Origin of the sequence: Candidatus Solirubrobacter pratensis (assembly GCF_000425945.1) — a bacterium.
GTDB lineage: Bacteria > Actinomycetota > Thermoleophilia > Solirubrobacterales > Solirubrobacteraceae > Solirubrobacter > Solirubrobacter pratensis.
The window spans coordinates 47,099-65,872 of sequence record NZ_AUEK01000011.1; the positions used below are offsets into that span (position 1 = coordinate 47,099).

Below are 18,774 nucleotides of genomic sequence, written 5' to 3' on the forward strand. Positions count from 1 at the left end.
GACCGGTTCGAGCAGGAGGGTTGCGTTCCCTTAGGGAACTGAATACGCTGCCGGACATGAGCCGTTCGACCTCAATGGACAGCCATCGCCCCGGCGTCACCAACTTCGTCCACATCGGACTCGTCGTCGAGGACCTCGACGAGACAGTCCGGTTCCTTGCGCTGCTCGGCTTCGACTGCGGCGAGCCCGGGGTGTTCAGCGGCGAGTGGATCGATCGGATCATCGGTCTGCGGGACGCGAGGGTCGAGATCGTGATGGCTCGCGCCCCCGACGGCAGCGACATGTTCGAGGTCGTGCGCTTCCACTCGCCTTCCGCCCGCGCTCAAGAGCCGGCGCCGGCCGCGAACCGTCCTGGGCTCCGGCACATTGCCTTCACCGTCGACGACGTGCGTGGCGTCGTCGACCGCGTCCGAGAGGCCGGCTGGGAAACGGTCGGGGAGATCGTCGACTTCGAGAACACCTTCCTCCTCTGCTACGTCCGCGGACCCGAAGGGCTGATCGTCGAACTCGCCGAGCGGCTCGACGGCGCGCCGGCTTAACGGCCAGACCGAACCGCCCCGGGTTTGAGGGAGGCGGCGGTCAGCGGCGGGGCGCGCCCGATCGCATCTCTCCCCCGGATCGCACCCCGGCGAAGAAGCTGTCGGCGACGACTGCGGCGAGCGGCGTCAGTAGCTCTGCGGCGACGTCTGCGCAGCGCCCTTGACCACGCGCGAGCCGCTCGGTGCCACGACGAACCAGACCCCGTCGTAGCCCTGCCCCGTGACCTGGCCCGGCCGCTTGTCGCTCACCACCCGGTACAGCGGGTGGCCGTGGTAGACGAGTTGCAGCCGGTGGTCCTTGCGCCGCGTCGTGCCGAGCTCCGCCGCGCTGACGCCCGGCGCGGCGCGGGGGCGGCCCTGGACGAGCGCGGGAGGCCAGATACGCGAGCAGCCGTCGTAGCAGACGCTCCTGCGGCGCTTGTCCGGGGTGTAGAGGTACAGCGTCCGCGCGCGACCGTCGACGAGGATCGGGCCTAGCCGGGTCTGCGCCACGCGCACCAGCGATGCGTCCCCCAGGGGCGCGGGCCCCGAGGCGGCGCCGTTGCCCGATCGCATGAGCACGACGGCCAGGACGACACCGGCGACGATCGCGGCGGCGGCCGCAGCCGCGAGCGTCCTCTCGCGCCTCGTCCGCATGAGCACGGTCGGTCTCACTGAAGCTTCTGCGGCTCGCCGGGCACGTCGCAGAACAACGACGCGATCGACGAGGAGATGCCGTCGTGAGCGGGCGCGAGCGTGGCCGCGTAGACCGTGGTGCCGCCGGCCTTGGCGGACTGGGCGTTCGACCCCTTGGACTTGAGCGGTCCGCAGAGCGCCGGCGCCGTGGATTCGACATTGCGCCCCTCGCCGGTCCCCAGGACAGCGTCGTACCGGCGGTTGCGGTTGTAGTCGATGCCGTGGACCACGATGACGGCCTGGTTCGCGCGCACCTGGGCGGCCGTGACCGGCCCGAGGTTCACGGTGCGGTTGTAGTTGATCGCGCCGGCCGTCGGGAAGCGCGCGAAGTCGTGAAGGCCCTTCGCCGTCGTGGGGCCGTGCGTCGTCAGCGACGTCTGGACCGGGCCGTAGTACGGAGCCCCATCCTCCGTCGTGATCACGAGATGCCCGTTATGGCGCGCGGCCGCCGAGCCGGGAGGGCACTCGCCGAGCTTGCCCGCGTGGATGTGCATCAGGTGGGGCTTGCCGTCGAGCAGGCCCTTGGACGTCAGCGTGACCTTCGCCGTGTCGCCGTTGAGGTGCAGCACCACCTTCCCGAAGCCGTCCGACACTCGGCTGAACGGCACGGAGGCGAGCGAGGCGTTCGCCTGGTCGCCGGACGAGTTGCCGCCGAGGAGGATGAAGATCGCCGCGACGGCCACGATGAGCGCGGCAAGGCCTCCGGCCAGCAGCGCGCGGCGGCGGCCCGGGCGTCTCGCGGGCGGAGCGCCGCCGGCGCCGGGGCCGTCGGGCGGCGGCGCATACGCGGGCGCACGCACGTGTGGGGGCGGAGGTGGGGCGGCGGGAGGCGAGCTCTCGCCACGCGTCGGCAGGGGACCCGCCGTGTCCGCTGCCACCGTCGCATCCGCGCTCGGGGCGTTCCCGGTGCCCGCGAGGCGGCTCTGCGGCTGAGCGCTGCGTTCCTGCTCGGCGACCGCCGCCCGCACCCCGGCGGCCAGATCGCCGGCGGTGGCGTAGCGCTCGTCGCGATTCTTCGCCGTCGCGCGGGCGATGACGTCGTCCCAGCCGGACACCAGATCCGCCCGCCGCGTCCGCGGGAGCGGCGGAGGGTCCGTGACGTGCGCCCACAGCTTGGCCATGTTGCTGTCCTTGGGGTAGGCGACCTCCCCGGTGAGCATCTCGTAGACGACGCATCCCAGCGAGTAGACATCGGCGCGCCGGTCGATCGTCAGACCCTGGATCTGCTCTGGGGCGACGTAGTCGGGCGTGCCGACCCAGCTGCCGCTGTGCGTGAGATCGCCGACGGACCCGAGGTGCTTGGTGAGGCCGAAATCCGTCAGGTACACGTGCTCGGAGCCGCCCTCGACGCAGACCAGGATGTTCGCCGGCTTGACGTCGCGATGCACGAGGCCACGGTCGTGGGCGGCGTCGAGCGCATCCGCGACCTTGCTGACGATGTGCCCGAGGCGAGGGAGCTCGACCGGCCCGGCGTCGATCACGTGGCGCAGGTTCGAGCCCTGCACGTAGCGCATGGCGAGGTACAGCACGCCATCGTGCTCGCCGCCCCGGTGGACCGGCACGATGTTCGGGTGCTCGAGCGAGGCGGCGAGCCGAGCTTCGGACCTGAAGCGCGCCACCGCGGTGGCGTCTTGCGTGTACTCCGGCGCGATGATCTTCAGCGCCACCGTCCGGTCGAGGTCCGGGTCGCGGGCCTTGTAGACGATCCCCATCCCGCCCCGGTCGAGCAGCCCCTCGATCCGGTAGCCGGCGAACATCGAGCCGGGCTCAAGGCGGGGCAGCATGCCCGCCGCGCCGCTTCGGTTAGCCATGGTTCACCGCTTCCAGTCGACGGCGAAACGCTGTCACGGCGACCCTAATGGCGGCGGAGAAGCCAAGCAAGATCCGACGACGGAGCAGAGCAGGTGGTCGACGGCACGCCGCGAGGCCGATACGGCCGTGAACCAGGCCGCGACGGCGACCGCAATTCGGCGCCGAGCCGCTCAGCATCGCGATCGAGGCCGTAAACGAACTGACCGCGAGACAGACCGAGGGGTGCGTGCCGGCGCCTGGACACGCCGGCGCGGTTCGGGTAGTAGTGGGACCAGCGATCACCGCCGGCGCATGACTCATCCTGGAAGCGCACACCAGTGGTCGCCCGCCGAGCTGAGAGCGCAGATCGAGGCCGAGCGTGCGGGGCTTCCCTTCCTGCTCTATCGCGATGGACAGGGGACGCAGCGCCTCGTCACGCTCGACGCCGCCGGCTCGCCGCTGAGTGTGGGTCGCCAGCAGGGGTTGGACGTGCCGCTCGAATGGGACGCCGAGGTCTCGCGTGTGCATGCCGACCTGCGTCGTGTGGGGGATCACTGGGTGCTGGCCGACGACGGGCTCTCGCGCAACGGCACCTACGTCAACGGCGAGCGCGTGAGCGGCCGGCGCCGGCTCCACGACGGGGACGTGTTGCGGTTCGGCAGCACTTTGGCGCTGTTCCGCCAGCCGCTGCCGGTGCCCGCCGACCGCAGCACGATGGCGTCCACGGCACCGTTGTCGCGCTCCGACGTCTCGGAGGCCCAGCGCCGCGTCCTGCTCGCGCTCTGCCGGCCGTTCGCGGCCGCGCCCGCCTTCGCGACCCCTCCGGGCAATCAGGAGATCGCCGACGAGCTCGTCCTGAGCGTGGACGCGGTCAAGACGCATATGCGGACGCTGTACGCCAAGTTCGGCCTCGACGACCTCCCGCAGCAGCGAAAGCGCACGCGCCTGGTCGAGCTCGCGCTGCTGACCGGCATCGTCACCCGCCGAGAGCTCGAGCCCTGAGCCAATCCCGCGGGGTGGCGCCTGCCACCCCGGGGGCGGCCCCACCCCATCCCGCGGGTCCCTGGCCGCCTCGAGGGTCCGGGCAGACACTGCGGGCATGCCTTCCACCGCGACCCATAGGAGCTCGGAGATGACCGCGGTTCTCGATCGCCCCGCCGACGCGACTGCCACTCCCCGCGCCGGGGGGCACCGTACGCGCCGCGCGCTCCTCTGCACAGCGGCGGCGGCGGCTGCTCTGCTCGGGGCCCTGCAGCTTGTCCTGCCCGCGGTCGCCGAGCAGCGCGTGCGCAGCCGCCTGGAGCACTTCGGGACCGTTTCGCAGGTCGAGGTCGGAGCCCTTCCGGCCGTCAAGCTGCTGTGGGGGCAGGCCGACGACGCGAAGGTCCGCATGACGAAGCTTGATGCCGGGCCGCTTAGCCTGGAGGACGTCAGCGTCGTCAAGCACGGCGACTCACTCGACGTGCGCGGCGCCCTGCCGGTCTCGGCGCTCCCCCCGGGCCTCCATCTGCGCCCCTCCGATCTTCCCGGCGCGCACCTGCTGCTCGATGCCGCCGCCGGCTCGCTGGACGTCCCCGGCGGCAAGCTCGAAGTCCGCACGGTCGAGCTCGAGTCGCTCCCGCACCGCCTGATCCTGCACACGACGGCGACGCTCGGCTAACAGGCGGCTCGTCCGGCTTCTAACGCTCGCGGTCGTGGATCGCTTGCCGCGAGTCGGACCTACCTGGTAGGTGTCGCACAGGCACCATTCGGCTTTCTCACGCCCCATGGGCATTCGAACCGCACACCCCGAGTCCGTCGCCGGCCGTGCTCCGCCGGCGCTGGTCCTCCACGCGGGACGGCGCATCCCGCTCGCCCACGAGCTGCGGATCGGCCGGCTCGCGGACAACGACGTCGTCCTCGACCACGAGTCGGTGTCGCGCCACCACGCGCGCATCCAAGCCGCTCCCGGCGGCTATGCGATCACCGATCTGCGGTCGCGCAACGGGACGCGGCTCAACGGCGAGCGCTTGCACGGCGAGACGCGAATGCTGGCCAACGGCGACACGCTGCTGATCGGCGGCGAAGCCCTGCGCTTCCTCACCGGCGCGGAGACGCACTACGCCGGCCGGCAGCCCGCCGCGCTACGCACGCATCACATCCAGTTCCCCGGCGAGCGCCTCACCCTCGGGCGCGACGCGGCCAACGACGTCGTCCTCGACGACCCCAACGTCTCGCGCTTCCACGCCGAGATCGTGCGGGACGGCGACCGCGTCGAGCTGCGCGATCTCGCGTCGCGCAACGGCACGCGCGTCAATGGCATCCAGGTGCGCGCGGCGGTCCTCGTCCCCGGGTCGGAGATCGGGATCGGCAGCTACCGGCTCATCTTCGACGGGTCCGCCTTCGTCGCCCGCGCCGAGCGGGGCGCCCTGCGGCTCGATGCCGAGGACGTCGTCGTGCGGGTCAAGGGCAAGCAGATCCTCTCCTCCACGACCGTCAGCGTCGCGCCGGGCGACTTCGTGGCGATCATCGGGGAGAGCGGCGCGGGCAAATCCACGCTGATCCGCGCCCTGGCCGGCGTGACCGAGGTGACCGAAGGCTCGATCACCGTCAACGCCGAGCCCGTCAGCAGCCGGTCGACCGACATCGGCTACCTGCCGCAGGACGAGATCGTGCACGGCAAGCTCACGGTGCGCGAGGCGCTGCGCTACTCGGCCCGGCTGCGCCTGCCCAACGACACGAGCGACGAGGAGGTCGAGGCGACGCTCGCGCGCGTGCTCGACGAGCTTCAGCTCGGCGAGCAGGCCGACACGCGGATCGAGTCGCTCTCCGGTGGTCAGCGCAAGCGCGTCGGCCTCGCCGCCGAGCTGCTGAGCCGGCCGAGCCTGCTCTTCCTCGACGAGCCGACCACGGGTCTGGATCCCGGCCTCGAGACGCGCATGATGCTGCTGCTGCGGGAGCTCGCCGATCACTCCCGGGCGGTCGTGCTCGTCACCCACGCGACCAAGAACCTCGCCCTCTGCGGTCGCCTGATCGTGATGGGGCGCGGCGGGCTGCTGTGCTTCGAGGGCTCGCCGGAGGAGGCGCGGACGTTCTTCGGTGCGGCGAGCTACGACGACATCTACGTCGAGCTGGACCGCCGTCCGGCGCTCGAGTGGCGACAGCGGTTCGTGGAACGCCAGGCTCGCGCGGCGGCCGACCAGCGCCGGGCGCGCGCGCCGGAGCCCGCCCCGCCCGCGCCCGCCCGCCGTCGGCGCGGCTCGGGCGCGGTCATCCCGCAGGCGCGGGTCCTGACCGCCCGCTACACGCGCCTGTTCCTGCGCGATCGCCGCAACGTGAGCATCCTGCTGGCGCAGGTGCCGATCCTCGCGCTCGCCGTCATCGGGCTGTTCGGCGCTGAGGTGTTCGGACGCGGCGCGCAGGCCGGGGACACGGTCAAGCTGCTGTTCCTCGTGGTCACCGTGGCCGTATGGCTCGGGACGATCGACTCGGCGCGCGAGATCGTCAAGGAGCGCAGCGTGTTCGCTCGCGAGCACGCCGTGGGGGTCCGCCTGAGCGCCTACCTGTTCTCGAAGCTGGCGGTCCTGTTCACGCTGGTCGCGATCCAGATCCTGCTGTTGCTGGCGATCGTGTTCGCGTTCAAGCCCCTGCACGACAAGATCGGGACGTACGGTCTGATCGCCGGAATCCTGGTCTTCACGGGGTTCGCGGCAGTGGCGATGGGCCTCGTGATGTCGGCGCTGGTGCGCACGCAGGACCAGGCGACGAGCTTCATCCCGCTGCTGCTGATCCCGCAGATGTTCTTCGGGGGGTCGATCGTGCCCGTGGCGACCATGAGCGCCGGCCTGGCCGGCGTCTCGAAGGTCGTCATCGCGCAGTGGTCCTACGCGGGGGTCGGCAGTGCGGTCGGGCTGGACAAGCGAATCGCCGCCGACAAGGCCTACGCGAAGGTCAGCCAGTTCGGCACGGACTACTTCGCCATCTCCCAACGAACCGTGTTCCTGGTCCTCGCCGCGCTGCTCGCGGCCTTGCTCGCGGCGACGACGGTCCTCCTCCACCGGCGCGCCTCGGTCCAGTGAGCGGGGACCGCTGGACCCGGCAGGAGTTCCTCCGGCGAGCCGCGGCCGCCGGGCTGACGGCAGCCGGCGCCGGGCAGATCACGGGCGCCCAGGCGGCGGCCCTCCCTCCGCCTCGGCGCTCGGGCATCGAGCACGTCGTCGTCGTGATGATGGAGAACCGCTCCTTCGACCACCTCCTCGGCTGGCTGCCGGGCGCGGACGGCCGGCAGGCCGGCCTGACCTACGCGGACGCGGCGGGCGCAGCCCACCCGACCTTCGCGCTCGCCCCCGACTACCAGGGGTGCGCATACGCGGACCCGAACCACAGCTACGAGGGCGGGCGGATCGCCCTCAACGGCGGCGCGTGCGACGGCTGGCTGCGGATCCCCGGCAACGACCCCTTCGCGATCGGCTACTACGGCGAGGCGGACGTGCCCTTCCTGGGCGCCGCCGCCCGCTACTGGACCGCCTGCGACCGCTACTTCGCATCGACCATGGCGGAAACCTTCCCCAACCGGTTCTACCTGCACGCCGCGCAGACCGACCGCCTCCACAACTCCCTCGCCATCAGCCGCCTGCCGACGATCTGGGACCGGCTCGCCAAGGCCGGGATAAGCCATCGCTACTACTTCAGCGACGTGCCCTTCCTGGCGCTGTGGGGCGCCCGCTACGTGCCCATCAGCCGCTCGTTCCAGGGCTTCCTCAGCGACTGCCGCCGCGGCCGGCTGCCGAACGTCTCCGTCGTCGAGCCGCGGCTGCTCGGCGAGAACCCGGGGCTGTCGAACGACGACCATCCGCATGCCGACGTACGCGCGGGCCAGCTCTTCCTGCGACGCGTCTACCGCGCCGTGACCACGAGCCCGAACTGGCGCCGCACCGTCCTCGTGATCACCTACGACGAGTGGGGCGGCTTCTTCGACCACGTCCCCCCCGCCCCGGCGGCAATCCCGTCCGCCGACAAGGCGGCCGGCAACGCCGACGGCCTGCGCGGCTTCCGCGTTCCCTCCCTCGTCATCTCGCCCTTCGCGCAACGCGGCGCCGTCTCGCACGAGACCCTCGATCACACCTCCATCCTGCGCATGATCGAGTGGCGCTGGGGTCTCGACCCGCTGACGGAGCGCGACGCGACCGCCACCAACCTCGCGCGCGTCCTGAACCTCTCCTCGCCGACGGCCACCACCGCCCCCCTCTTCCCCGCGCCCAGCCGCCCGAGCGTCGGCTGCGCGAACAGGGCGCCGAGCGAGCCGGACAAGTGGGCTCGCCTGCTGGCGAAGGCGCGAAGACGCGGCTGGAACCACGCCCACCTGCCGGCGTAGCCGCGGCGCGGCGCTAGGCGGGGATCGGTGAGATCCAGGCTTAGCCGACCACCGATGAGTTTCGCCGGCCGGGCCGGTCTACCAGGACGTACGCCATCGAGCCACCGATTGGAGACCCATCATGCCCACTCCCGCACACCCCGGCCGCATGCTGTTCGTGAACATCCCCGTAGCGGACATCGAGCGCAGCAAGGCGTTCTTCGCCAAGCTCGGGTTCAGCTACAACCCGAAGTTCACCGACGAGACCGCCGCCTGCATGCTGGTCGGCGAGCACGCCTTCGTCATGCTGCTCAGCCGCGAGAAGTTCGCGGAGTTCGCGAAGCTGCCGATCGCCGATCCCACCACGCACATGCTGGCGCTGTACTGCTTCAGCGTGGCATCCCGCGATGAGGTCGATTCGGTCAGCGCCGCTGCGCTCGCGGCGGGCGGCACCGAGGCGGATGACGCCGAGGACTACGGCTTCATGTACTCACGCAGCTTCTTCGACCTCGACGGCCACGGCTGGCAGGTCATGTGGATGGACCCGGCGGCGGCAGAGCAGGGCCCCGAGGCGTTCGCGGCCTCCATGCAGGACGCCGACGCCCCGGCCTGACCCACCACCACGTTTCGCACGTGCGCCGTCGTCGTGCGGTACGGGCAGCAGCGAGAGATCATCCGGCAGGTAGTCGTGGTCGTAGGCCTCATCTGCGACCACGACTAGGTGGCCGCCAGAGAGCTCGATCCCCGGTCGTCAACGCCGACCGCCGTTGTCGCGCTCGCACCCGCCTCAGGGCCGCTGGGTTGCCAGTCGGCACCGAGCCGCCGGGGCGAACCCGCGGCCGCGCTGCTGCCCGCGCTCGTCGCCGACGAGGCCAACGCGACGGCCACCACCACGGCCAGGCCGAGCCACGGCAGCGCCGCGTCGCATCACAAGATGCCGGCGAGCCCCGCAGCGGCGACGCTCGGGAAGCCCCGGGCGTCCGCGTCTGGCGTGATCGACCGCGCCGTCAACTTCCGCAACAGCTATGGCAAGACGGTCTGGGTCGCGATCATGCGCAACGACCCGGATCGCTGCGGCGGCTACGGCGACTGGCAGACCAAGGGCTGGTGGCGGCTCGCTCCGGGTGAGGTCAAGCAGGCCTTCACCACGTCGAACCGGTACGCCGCCTACTACGCGAGGGCCGAAGACGGCACCCAGTGGACTGGGGATCGCGGGCCCGTCTACGTCTACCACGACACGTTCGACTCATGCCTCAACATCGGGTCGACGGCCGCGTATGGAACGGTGAACATGCGGCTGATCGACCTCAACGGAGCTGGGCTCTCCCACACCATCGACCTCATCCCTTGACTCTGCCCCTTCCGCCGCGGCCCTGAACGAGCCGCGGACGGCCGGCCCGCCACGACGGCCTCGGTATCACCGGGGCCGTCGCCGCGCGTACGGCCGGCACCTTTTCCATCACCGGGCAGGCCTGACGGTGGCACGCCCACAGACACCGCTGGCTCCCGAACCGCAACTCTGGCTGCCGAGATCCGCAGGGATCGGTGCCCTCACGCTCCGGGATCGTGTCGACACCGGCACACAACCCGGCGCGAGTTTCACACTGACTCGACGCTAGTCGCGAAGGGGGAGCTCCGCGGCGACGAGCGTTCCGCCGCCGGCTGGGCTCTCGAGGGCGAGCCTGCCGTCGAGAACGGCGAGCCGGTCGGCAAGCCCGAGCAAACCGGCCCCATCAGGCCGAGCGCCTCCCACGCCGTCGTCGCGCACGCGGATCCGCAGAGTGCCGTCCTGCACCCACGCCGTGACCGTCACGCGGCGGGCACCAGAGTGCTTGGCGACGTTCGTCAGCGCCTCGGCAATGACGAAGTACGCGGTTGCCTCAATCGCAGGCGGAAGCCGGTCGACCGACACTTCGTTCCCGACCGGCACCGGCATCCGTGAGGCCAGCGCGTGCACTCCGGCGCGAAGGCCACCGTGAGTGAGCTGGGATGGCAGGATCCCGTGGGCGAGCTCGCGCAGCTCGCTCGTCGCCTCGTCTGCGTGGTGAAGCGCCTCGGTCACGAGCGCCGGAGCATCACCCTGGACGTCTTCAAGCGCCTGCCGCGCCAACTTCAGGGTTATGACCGTGTGGACCAGGCGCTGCTGAGCGCCGTCGTGCAAGTCGCGAACCACCCGCCGACGCTCTGCGTCTGCCGCCGCCACGATGCGCGCCCGCGACGCCGCAAGATCCAACCGTGCCTGGGTGTTCGAGATCGCGGTGGCGACGAGCTCAGTGAACTCGGCGAGGTGCTCCTCGACCCGGTCCGGCAGGATCTCACGGTCCGTCGCGGCGCCCATGAAGCCCCACGGCGCGCCGTCGACGACGATCGGCGCGGCAGCGGCTGAGCGCATCCCGCTGGCTCGCACGATCTCCGCGACCGGGCCGCTCAGCTCCGCGAGACTCTCGACCGTTGCCGGACGACCGGCCTGCGTCGCCCTCAGAAATGGAGCTGACGCGGGGTCGTCGAGCGCCCAGTTGGTGCCCGCCCGGAACGGCTGCGGTCGCTCACTCCAGGCGCCGCGCACGGTGAACGTACCGTCGGGCTCCGAGCGCCAGATCTGGACCATCGTCACGCGTAGTACCTCGGCTACTTCGCGCGCGATCGCGGCGAAGATGTCAGCCGAGGCCGCCCCGCCGGTCACGAGGCCGGCGATCCGCCGCAGCGACGCCTGTTGCGCCGCGAGGACCGCGTCGTGCTCTCGGAGCACCCGCTCGGCGCGAAGGCGGTCCTCGATGTCCGTGAACGCCACGACCGCGCCGCGGCCCTGCGGTATCGCGAGCGGCACGGAGACATAGGAGACCGGGAACATCGATCCGTCGCGCCGGAAGAACCAGTCCAGATCGCTCGCGACCGTCTCGCCTGTGGTCCGCGGACGGAGCATGGGGCACTCCGTAGCCGGATACACGGTCCCGTCTGGGTGCTGGTAGTGGATCGTCTCGTGGCTGCGTCGCCCGAGCAGTTCATCCGCGCGGTCATAGCCGAGCGCACCGAGCGCGGCGGGGTTCGCGAACCGGATCACGCCGTCAGAATCCACGACCCAGATCGGCTGCCCGGCCGCCTCCAGCACGGCGGCGAGAAAGTCCTCAGCGCTGACGTTCAGGCCGGCGAGATCGGTGAGCGAGCGTGCCACGCGAAGCCTCCGAAGGCCGTGCAGTCTACCCCTGGGTCCTGCGCGGCCGAAGGCAAGCAGCGTGAAAGTTCACCCGAGCGTGGAACCGCGACGGCGCGCTGGTTCGCAGCCGGCTTCGACGTCCCTGATCGGCTGGACGTCCGGGTGCTTCTTCGATTGGGCGATGGGCGTCCGGGACGATTTCCCTTGACCGCGCTGTCCGCCGACGTTGCCCGGCTGCGCCAGGTGCTCGGCCGCCAGGCCTTGGGCACCGATGGGTGATCGACCGTGATCGACGGCCGCGAGTCCGCGGCTCGCCCGCCTCGTGCAGGCGGACCGATCCGCTCTTCCAGTGCCGTGGCGAACGCCGCCGGATCGTGCCAGCGGATCGCCTTGGTGCGCGGGGCGCCGTCGCCGCTCATGTCCCTGCGACCGTGGCCTCGGCCGTCACTTCGCCGCCGCCGTCGCGCTCGACCGCGTCGCCGCGGGCGCGACGGAGATCCTCGCCGACAAGCTCGCTCAGCGCGCCGGGCAGCAGCTCCTCGTGTCCGCGCCGGCAGCCTGAACCCCGGTCGTGATGGAAGCCGGGCGCGCCGAGCTCGGCGGTCTTCACCTACCCGCCGCGCGTATCCATTCGCTCGAGCAGGACCACGCGTCGGCCGGCGTCGAGCAGGTAGGCCGCCGCGACGAGGGCGTTGTGACCGGCACCGATGAGGACGGCTTGCAGTGGGAAGTCGTTCATGCCGGCGACCGTAGGGTCGGGGTCGTGCGCGCCGGCGGCGTATGGACCGCTGAACGGACTCCGGGCCCCGTGTTCCGACACCCGGCGTCGAGACCAGGGACGCTCCCGGGTGTGACAGGAATCGTTCTGCGCGACGGTCCCCGACCATGCCTCGCCTCAAAGAACCCGTGACGTGCGCCGTCTGCCGCCGCGCGCGCCGCCGATCACCCGAGCATCCACGTGCACTGCTTGACCGTCCACCTCGTCCGCTCCGCGTATCGGCAAGGACGCACCCGGGACGGAACCAGTGATCACTGGGGCGCGACGACGCGCGCGCGAGCTGTTCCTGGCGCACCCGCGGCTCTTCCGATTTCACATCACGCCGTTCAGCGAACCGCTTGATCAGCCGACGGACGCGGCGAGCCGGGAAGCGGATCCGGACCCGGACATGGCCGCACCGCCGCGCCGCTCTCGTGAGAACTAGGCTTCCGGCGGTTTCTGAGTCAAGGGAGGGAGTCTCATGAGGCGGGTACTGATGGGAATCGCCGTCGCGGGCGCCGCGTTCGGTGGGGCCACCGCGGTGATGGCCAAGACCGAGCGCGAGCAGGGGCCGGGCCACATGGTGCCCGGCCTGAAGCCGCACACGGCGTTCGACCGGGGCGACCACGACGATCACGGCGATTCGCGCGACGGTCCGCGGTTCGAGATCTCGCTGTCGGGGCGCGCATCGGGGACGTCGCTCGACGGGCGCGTCTACGTGATCGTCTCGCTCGACGCGTCGAGCGAACCGCGTGATCAGATCTCGGTGCCGGACGGGACGCCGTTCTGGGGCCTCGACGTGGACGGGTTACGGCCCGGGCGCAGCGTGGAGCTCTCAGGCGACATCGCCGCGTGTTCGGCTATCCGCTTCGCTCGATGGACGACCTGCCACCGGGCGACTACCGCGTACAGGCGTTCATGAACGTGTATACGACGTTTCGGCGCTCGGACGGCTCGGTGGTGAAGCTGCACATGCCCTGCGGCGACGGCCACGACGTGTTCAACGGGACCGGCAACCTGTACAGCTCGGTCCAGACGGTCCGCGTGCGGCCCGGAGATCGGCGTCCGGTGCAGCTCTCACTCACCGAGGTCATCCCGCCGAGCGATCCGGTGCCGCCCGGCGGCACCTGCCAGCAGGGCAATCCCCCGGACAGCCCGCACGTGAAGCACGTGAAGATCAAGAGCGAGCTGCTGAGCCGCTACTGGGGCCAGCCGATGTACATCGCGGCGAACGTCCTGCTTCCCGCCGGCTATGACGAGCATCCCGACGCCCGTTATCCGGTCGTCTACCAGCACGGCCACTACCCCGGGCCGAGTCCGTTCAGCTTCCGGGAGGACGGCGGCAACGCCTTCTCGCAGTGGTGGCTCAGCAAGGAGCCGCGCGACCGCGTGATCGCGGTGACGTTCCGGCACGAGAACCCCTTCTACGACGACTCGTACGCGGTCAACTCGGCAAACCTCGGCCCGTACGGCGACGCCATCACCAAGGAGCTCATGGTCGAGCTCGACCGGCGCTTTCGCACCATGGGCGCTTCGTGGGCACGCTCGCTGACCGGCGGATCCACCGGCGGCTGGGAGTCGCTCGCGCAGCAGGTCTTCTACCCGGACCTGTACGCCGGGACGTTCTCCACCTGCCCCGACCCGGTGGACTTCCGCTACCACCAGATCGTCAACGTGTACAGCGACCCGAACGCCTACTACACCGAGCTCGACTGGAACCGCGTGCCGCGCCCGGGTGCGCGCAGCGTCGACGGGAACGTCCGCTACACGATGGAGGACGAGAACCACTACGAGCTTGCGATCGGCGGCCGGGGTCGCTCCGGCGGCCAGTGGGACATCTGGGAGGCGGTCTACGGTCCGCAGGGCGGCGACGGCTATCCGGCGCGCGTGTGGGACAAGCTGACCGGCGAGATCGACCACACGGTGGCCGAACGCTGGCGGCCGATGGACATCCGCGACCACCTTGTGACGAACTGGTCAACGCTCGCCCCGAAGCTCACGGGCAAGCTCCACATCTACGTCGGCGACGATGACACGTACTACCTCGAAACGCCGTCAAGCTGCTCGAGAAGTCGTTGGCAACGCTGCAGCCGTCCCCCGACGCGACGATCAAGTACGGCTACGAGCAGCCGCACTGCTACACCCCGTTCGCGACCTCGCAGGACTTGATCGGCACGATGGCGACGTTCATGCGCGATCGGGCGCCGGCGGGCAGCGACACGACGAGCTGGCGCTACTGAGCCGCGGCTGCCGGGCCGGCCCACGCCGGCCCGGCGCCAGTGATCGCCTCGGCGCCGGCCAAGAGGCGACGAGTTCGTCGTTCAGGCCGGCAGCCCCGCGCCGTTGGCGCCGTCGACGAGCAGGACGGCCCCTGACATGAAGCTCGCCTCGTCGCCGGCGAGGAACGCCACCGCCGCGGCGATGTCCTCCGCGCGCCCGATCCGCCCCAGCGGAGGGATCGGCCATGCCGACGGGTCGTCGCCGCGCTCCGGATCGTCGGCTGGGCCGATGTGGAGCATCCCCGGCGCCGTCGCGCCGGGACACACGCAGTTGGACCGCACGCCGGCGGATGCGCCGTCCAGCGCGAGCATCTTGGACATCATCACCACCGCCGCCTTCGTGACGGAGTAGGCGCCGATCGCCTGCTCGCCACGGAGCCCCGCGTCAGATGCGACGTGGACCATGGAACCCTCGCTCTCGGCCAGGAGCGGCATGCAGGCCCGCGCGTAGAGGAAGGCGCTCCGGACGTTCGCCGCCATGAGCCGGTCGAACTCGCTCACGGGTGTGTCGAGGAGCCGCTCGGTGAGCGCGATCCCGGCGTTGTTGACGAGCACGTCGAGCCGCCCCATCGCCTCCAGAGCGAACCGGACCGAGTGGTCGACCGCCGTCTCGTCCCCGGCGTCCGCGGCCACGAAGCGTGCGCGGTCACCGAGCCGCTGCTCGGCGGCGCGTCCCCGCGGCTCGTCACGTCCCGTGACGACGACGCGGGCGCCCTCGCGGCACAGTCGCTCGGCGATCGCCAGGCCGATGCCGGCGGTCCCCCCGGTCACCAGGGCCGCCTTGCCGTCGAACGCGGGCAAGGTCAGTCGGGCGGCAGCTCGCGGTAGACGAGGTCGATGTCGACCCCCTGACTGCGTCGCACCGCGCGGGCCACGTAATAGATGAGCAGCCCGACGACGACGATGCCGAGCATGAAGGCCGGGACGTACCACCGGTGCCCCGCGTTGCCGCTCAGCGCCAGCGCCGGGTAGTGGAGCGTCTCCCACGTGAGGAAGGCGACGACGAGGAACGAGAGGACCGCCGTGATCTGCAGGACGGGGATCCCGCCGAGGCTCACGTTGGCCGGGGAGCCCACGTACAGCTCCCGGCGCCTTCGCGGGAACACGAAGGCGGCCACGCAGACGATCGCGATGCAGACGATGCCGGCGAGGACGCCGAGGGCGAGCAGGGTCTGGAACGTGGTCGCCACGACGCTCCAGGCCAGCATCGCGGTCACGAGCGTCATGACGAGGAGGATCGCGGGAACCGGCGAGTGGAATCGCTCGGAGACGTTCGCGAAGCGTTCCGGGAGCAGGCGGTCGAAGGACCACGCGAACACGGTCCGGACCGGCATGAACGTGTTGCCCACCATCGCGGGAAGCGACCAGAACAAGAACGACGCGACGATGATCGTGGTCAGCACGTTGCTGTTGACGGCCAGGCCGGCGAAGAAGTGGAAGAACGGGCCTGTCGGCAGCACGTACGCCGCGTTCGGCGCAGTGTTGGCGGCGACCATGAACTGGTAGCCGGCGACCTTGTAGATCAGCAGGACGCCCGCGATCAGCCCGATGACGTTCCAGCCGAGCGCCCCGAACATGATCCCCATCTGGCGGTTGCGGTTGGAGGCGCTCTTGAGCTCACCCGAGAGGTAGACGCTCCACCAGTTCCAGATCATGAAGGTCATGATCACGAAGATCGCCGGCGTCGTCGCGGACCCGAACGCCTTGGGATGGGCGTCCTGCGCCTTCGCCGTCGAGATCACGCTGTTGTAGGAGTCGCCCTTGCCGCCGAACTTCGCCGACAGCTCGTTGAAGTGGCTGATGAAGCTGCCCTTGGAGCTGAAGAGCAGGACGACAAGGGCGAGCAGGGTCCCGAGCGAGGCGATGATCCAGAAGGTGTTCTGCCAGCGGAACGTCGCGCGCGTGCCGGCGATCAGGATCCCCGTCATCAGCACGATCATCCCCAGGCCTCCGACGAAGATCCAGCCCTTGTCGGTCTGCAGATGCGTCCCGGCGCTGATCAGGCTGTGGCTGTCGAAGATCGTGCCGAGCGTGACCAGCACCGGCCCGAGCGCGAAGACGGGGAAGTAGCGCGCCCAGAACGTCGCACCGATGATCGCCGAGAAGGCCGCGCCGAAGTTCGACACCAGCGCGGCGGGCGGCGAGAGGATCCTGCTGACCCACACGTAGTCGCCGCCCGTCTTGGGCATCGACGACGCGAGCAGCGACATCATCACCAGGATCGGGACGTTCAGCACGAGCGCCCACAGCGTCGCCGCGACCAGGTCGGCGCCCGGGAACGCCGTCAGCGCGAAGAAGACGCCCCAGGCGAGGGTCGCGCCGACCGGCGCCGAGAAGACCGCGTTGAAGATCGTCGCGTCGAGCGCGGACGCCTCGCGGACGAGGCCCGTGCTGCGGCGGACGAACAGCTGCCCGGTCTTGTCTGCGCTTGGTTCGGTGGCACTGGACATCACAACCCCCTCGTCGGCGTCGGACGGCTTATAACAGGATCTAACACCATGGGCAACAAACAGTTGTGAGAACGGCGTTCAGACCGGCGGTTCGTGTCCGAGTCACAGCATCGAACATCGCCTGTGATAGACATGGAGCCGTGCACGCAGTCGATCGGCGCCACCGGATCCTCGAGCGCGTCGCCGAGGAGCAGACCATCCACATCGCGGAGCTGGCCGCTGAGCTCGGCGTCTCGGAGATGACGGTCCGCCGGGACATCGGGCGGCTCGAGCGCGACGGCTTCCTGCGCCGCACCTACGGCGGCGCGACCGCGCACATCACCCGCTCGATGGAGCTCCTGTTCAACGCGCGCGCGCTCGCCAACGCGCCCCTGAAGCGGTTGATCGGCATGCGCGTCGCCGAGACGGTCGAGGCCGCCTCGACGATCTTCATCGGGATCGGCAGCACGGCCGAGCAGTTCGCCATGTTCCTGCCCGCCGGCACCGAGCGGACGGTCATCACCGGCTCGCTGCCCGTCGCCAGCCTGCTCGGCACGCGACGCGGGCGCGTCGTCGTCCTCGGCGGCTCCGTGCTCAACGACGACCTGGCCTGCGTCGGGCCGGTCGCCGCCGCGACGGTGCGCCGCTACCACGCCGACGTGGCCGTCCTCGGCGCCGCGGGCGTGTCCGCCGCGAACGGCGTCACCGAGCTCGACGACGCCGCCGCGGAGATCCAGCGGCTGATGATCGAGCAGAGCGCACGGCTGACGATCGTCGCCGACGGCTCGAAGATCGGCGCAACGGCGATGGCGGCGGTCGCGCCGGCGAGCGCGATCCACACGCTGGTGACCGACTCGGGCGCTCCCGCGGAGGAGTTGCGCGCGCTCGAGGAGCTGGGCATCGATGTCGTCGTCGTCGACCGGAGCGCGGCCCAACCGCCGGAAGCCGAGGATGCGAGTGCCGCGTGATGCGGTCCAGAGCACGAGAAGGAGAGCCATGCCTGCCCTGAGCGCCATCTTCGGCGTCGAGAAGCCGTTGATCGCGATGTGCCATCTCGACGGCCTGCCGGGCCGCCCGCGCTACGACCGGCACGCCGGCATGGACCGCGTCGTCGAGTCCGCGGGCCGCGACCTGCAGGCGCTGCAGGACGGCGGCGTGGACGCGATCCTCTTCTGCAACGAGAACGACCTCCCCTACTCCACGTCGGTCGGCATCGAGGCGGCCGCCGCCATGGCGGCCGTGATCGGGCAGCTGCGGAGCGACATCCGCGTGCCGTTCGGCGTCAACCTCCTCTGGGACGCCAAGGCCAGCATCGCGGTCGCCGTGGCGACGGGCGCGTCGTTCGTGCGCGAGGTCTTCACTGGCGTCTACGACAGCGACATGGGGCTCTTCGCGCCCGACTTCGGCGACGTCGCCGGCTACCAGCACGCCATCGGAGGCCCCGGCGTCAAGATCTTCGCCAACATCACGCCCGAGTTCAGCCGCTCGGTCGGCGGGCGCAGCGTGGCCGAGCGCGCGGCCAGCGCCGCCTATCTCGGCGTCGACGCTCTCCTCATCTCCGGCCCCGCGGCCGGGGTGGATGCGAGCCTCTCGGACCTGATCGAGGCGAAGTCGGCCGTCACCGACACGCCCGTCCTCGCGAACACGGGGGTCAAGCCCGAGACGGCTGAGCGCGTCCTCGAAATCGCCGACGGCGCCATCGTCGGCACGAGCATGAAGCAGGACGGGAACACCTGGAAGCCGGTCGATCCCGACCGGGTCGCGGCGATGGTCGAGAAGGTCGCCGCCGCGCGCAAGGCCGGCGCGAGAGCCTGACGG

The 18,774-nt window shown here is 70.7% G+C and carries 19 protein-coding genes and 1 pseudogene; 12 read left to right on the forward strand and 8 right to left on the reverse strand.

The window, feature by feature from the left end; translation table 11 throughout:
* Positions 1 to 56: 56 nt before the first annotated feature.
* Positions 57 to 539 (forward strand): VOC family protein, encoded by a 483-nt coding sequence (locus H958_RS0117205; protein ID WP_196807406.1) that lies wholly within the window; start codon positions 57 to 59, stop codon positions 537 to 539.
* A 126-nt stretch (positions 540 to 665) separates the two neighbouring features.
* On the opposite strand, the gene H958_RS43555 is transcribed toward H958_RS0117205, so the two are convergent.
* Positions 666 to 1,175, reverse strand: coding sequence for a COG4315 family predicted lipoprotein (locus H958_RS43555; RefSeq protein ID WP_156028034.1), 510 nt, complete (start codon positions 1,173 to 1,175; stop codon positions 666 to 668).
* A gap of 14 nt (positions 1,176 to 1,189) precedes the next feature.
* Positions 1,190 to 3,025 carry a serine/threonine-protein kinase gene (locus H958_RS43560; RefSeq protein ID WP_051324424.1) on the reverse strand — a complete coding sequence of 612 codons (1,836 nt, stop codon included), beginning with the start codon at positions 3,023 to 3,025 and terminating at the stop codon, positions 1,190 to 1,192.
* 292 nt (positions 3,026 to 3,317) lie between these two features.
* On the opposite strand from H958_RS43560, the gene H958_RS0117220 reads away from it, so the two are divergent.
* From H958_RS0117220 to H958_RS0117245, 6 genes are all read left to right on the forward strand, one after another.
* Positions 3,318 to 4,007 carry an FHA domain-containing protein gene (locus tag H958_RS0117220; RefSeq protein WP_081685983.1) on the forward strand — a complete coding sequence of 230 codons (690 nt, stop codon included), beginning with the start codon at positions 3,318 to 3,320 and terminating at the stop codon, positions 4,005 to 4,007.
* Positions 4,008 to 4,137: 130 nt separating this feature from the next.
* Positions 4,138 to 4,665: a hypothetical protein gene (locus H958_RS0117225; RefSeq protein WP_028059580.1), complete on the forward strand. Its 528-nt coding sequence runs from the start codon at positions 4,138 to 4,140 to the stop codon at positions 4,663 to 4,665.
* 106 nt (positions 4,666 to 4,771) lie between these two features.
* Positions 4,772 to 7,063, forward strand: coding sequence for an FHA domain-containing protein (locus H958_RS0117230; protein WP_028059581.1), 2,292 nt, complete (start codon positions 4,772 to 4,774; stop codon positions 7,061 to 7,063).
* Positions 7,060 to 8,358 (forward strand): alkaline phosphatase family protein, encoded by a 1,299-nt coding sequence (locus H958_RS38125; protein WP_037410512.1) that lies wholly within the window; start codon positions 7,060 to 7,062, stop codon positions 8,356 to 8,358. The genes H958_RS0117230 and H958_RS38125 overlap by 4 nt, the downstream gene beginning before the upstream one ends.
* Positions 8,359 to 8,479: 121 nt before the next feature.
* A complete protein-coding gene (locus H958_RS0117240) occupies positions 8,480 to 8,950 on the forward strand; it encodes a VOC family protein (protein WP_028059582.1) in 471 nt (156 codons plus the stop codon).
* 108 nt (positions 8,951 to 9,058) lie between these two features.
* Positions 9,059 to 9,688, forward strand: a complete 630-nt coding sequence (locus H958_RS0117245; protein ID WP_196807407.1) for a DUF1036 domain-containing protein — start codon at positions 9,059 to 9,061, stop codon at positions 9,686 to 9,688.
* A gap of 264 nt (positions 9,689 to 9,952) precedes the next feature.
* Here the strand turns inward: H958_RS0117245 and H958_RS38130 are convergent, their stop codons facing one another.
* Both H958_RS38130 and H958_RS48280 read right to left on the reverse strand, forming a co-directional pair.
* Positions 9,953 to 11,020 carry a GAF domain-containing sensor histidine kinase gene (locus tag H958_RS38130; RefSeq protein ID WP_231379290.1) on the reverse strand — a complete coding sequence of 356 codons (1,068 nt, stop codon included), beginning with the start codon at positions 11,018 to 11,020 and terminating at the stop codon, positions 9,953 to 9,955.
* Between the two features lie 123 nt (positions 11,021 to 11,143).
* Positions 11,144 to 11,413: pseudogene (locus tag H958_RS48280) on the reverse strand (PAS domain-containing protein); the annotation flags it as partial.
* Between H958_RS48280 and H958_RS48285 the strand changes: the two are divergent.
* Positions 11,306 to 11,770 (forward strand): hypothetical protein, encoded by a 465-nt coding sequence (locus tag H958_RS48285; protein ID WP_231379295.1) that lies wholly within the window; start codon positions 11,306 to 11,308, stop codon positions 11,768 to 11,770. The pseudogene H958_RS48280 and the gene H958_RS48285 overlap by 108 nt on opposite strands.
* A 136-nt stretch (positions 11,771 to 11,906) precedes the next feature.
* On the opposite strand, the gene H958_RS0117255 is transcribed toward H958_RS48285, so the two are convergent.
* Entirely contained in the window at positions 11,907 to 12,101 is a 195-nt protein-coding gene (locus tag H958_RS0117255; RefSeq protein ID WP_028059584.1) for a hypothetical protein, read from the reverse strand.
* The gene (locus H958_RS46365) at positions 12,102 to 12,230 is read right to left on the reverse strand and encodes an NAD(P)-binding protein (protein ID WP_156028035.1); all 129 of its coding nucleotides are present in this window, start codon (positions 12,228 to 12,230) and stop codon (positions 12,102 to 12,104) included.
* Between the two features lie 499 nt (positions 12,231 to 12,729).
* Here H958_RS46365 and H958_RS43565 point away from each other — a divergent pair, with 499 nt between their 5' ends.
* Both H958_RS43565 and H958_RS38135 read left to right on the forward strand, forming a co-directional pair.
* Positions 12,730 to 13,170, forward strand: a complete 441-nt coding sequence (locus H958_RS43565) for a hypothetical protein (protein WP_156028036.1) — start codon at positions 12,730 to 12,732, stop codon at positions 13,168 to 13,170.
* Positions 13,125 to 14,417 carry an alpha/beta hydrolase-fold protein gene (locus tag H958_RS38135; protein WP_051324427.1) on the forward strand — a complete coding sequence of 431 codons (1,293 nt, stop codon included), beginning with the start codon at positions 13,125 to 13,127 and terminating at the stop codon, positions 14,415 to 14,417. The genes H958_RS43565 and H958_RS38135 overlap by 46 nt, the downstream gene beginning before the upstream one ends.
* A 152-nt stretch (positions 14,418 to 14,569) precedes the next feature.
* Here the strand turns inward: H958_RS38135 and H958_RS0117270 are convergent, their stop codons facing one another.
* Entirely contained in the window at positions 14,570 to 15,328 is a 759-nt protein-coding gene (locus tag H958_RS0117270; protein WP_037410515.1) for an SDR family NAD(P)-dependent oxidoreductase, read from the reverse strand.
* A 2-nt stretch (positions 15,329 to 15,330) separates the two neighbouring features.
* A complete protein-coding gene (locus tag H958_RS0117275; protein WP_028059586.1) occupies positions 15,331 to 16,977 on the reverse strand; it encodes an APC family permease in 1,647 nt (548 codons plus the stop codon).
* Positions 16,978 to 17,117: 140 nt separating this feature from the next.
* Between H958_RS0117275 and H958_RS38140 the strand changes: the two genes are divergently transcribed.
* Both H958_RS38140 and H958_RS0117285 read left to right on the forward strand, forming a co-directional pair.
* A complete protein-coding gene (locus H958_RS38140; RefSeq protein ID WP_051324428.1) occupies positions 17,118 to 17,924 on the forward strand; it encodes a DeoR/GlpR family DNA-binding transcription regulator in 807 nt (268 codons plus the stop codon).
* A 28-nt stretch (positions 17,925 to 17,952) separates the two neighbouring features.
* A complete protein-coding gene (locus H958_RS0117285) occupies positions 17,953 to 18,771 on the forward strand; it encodes a BtpA/SgcQ family protein (protein WP_028059587.1) in 819 nt (272 codons plus the stop codon).
* Positions 18,772 to 18,774 lie beyond the last annotated feature (3 nt).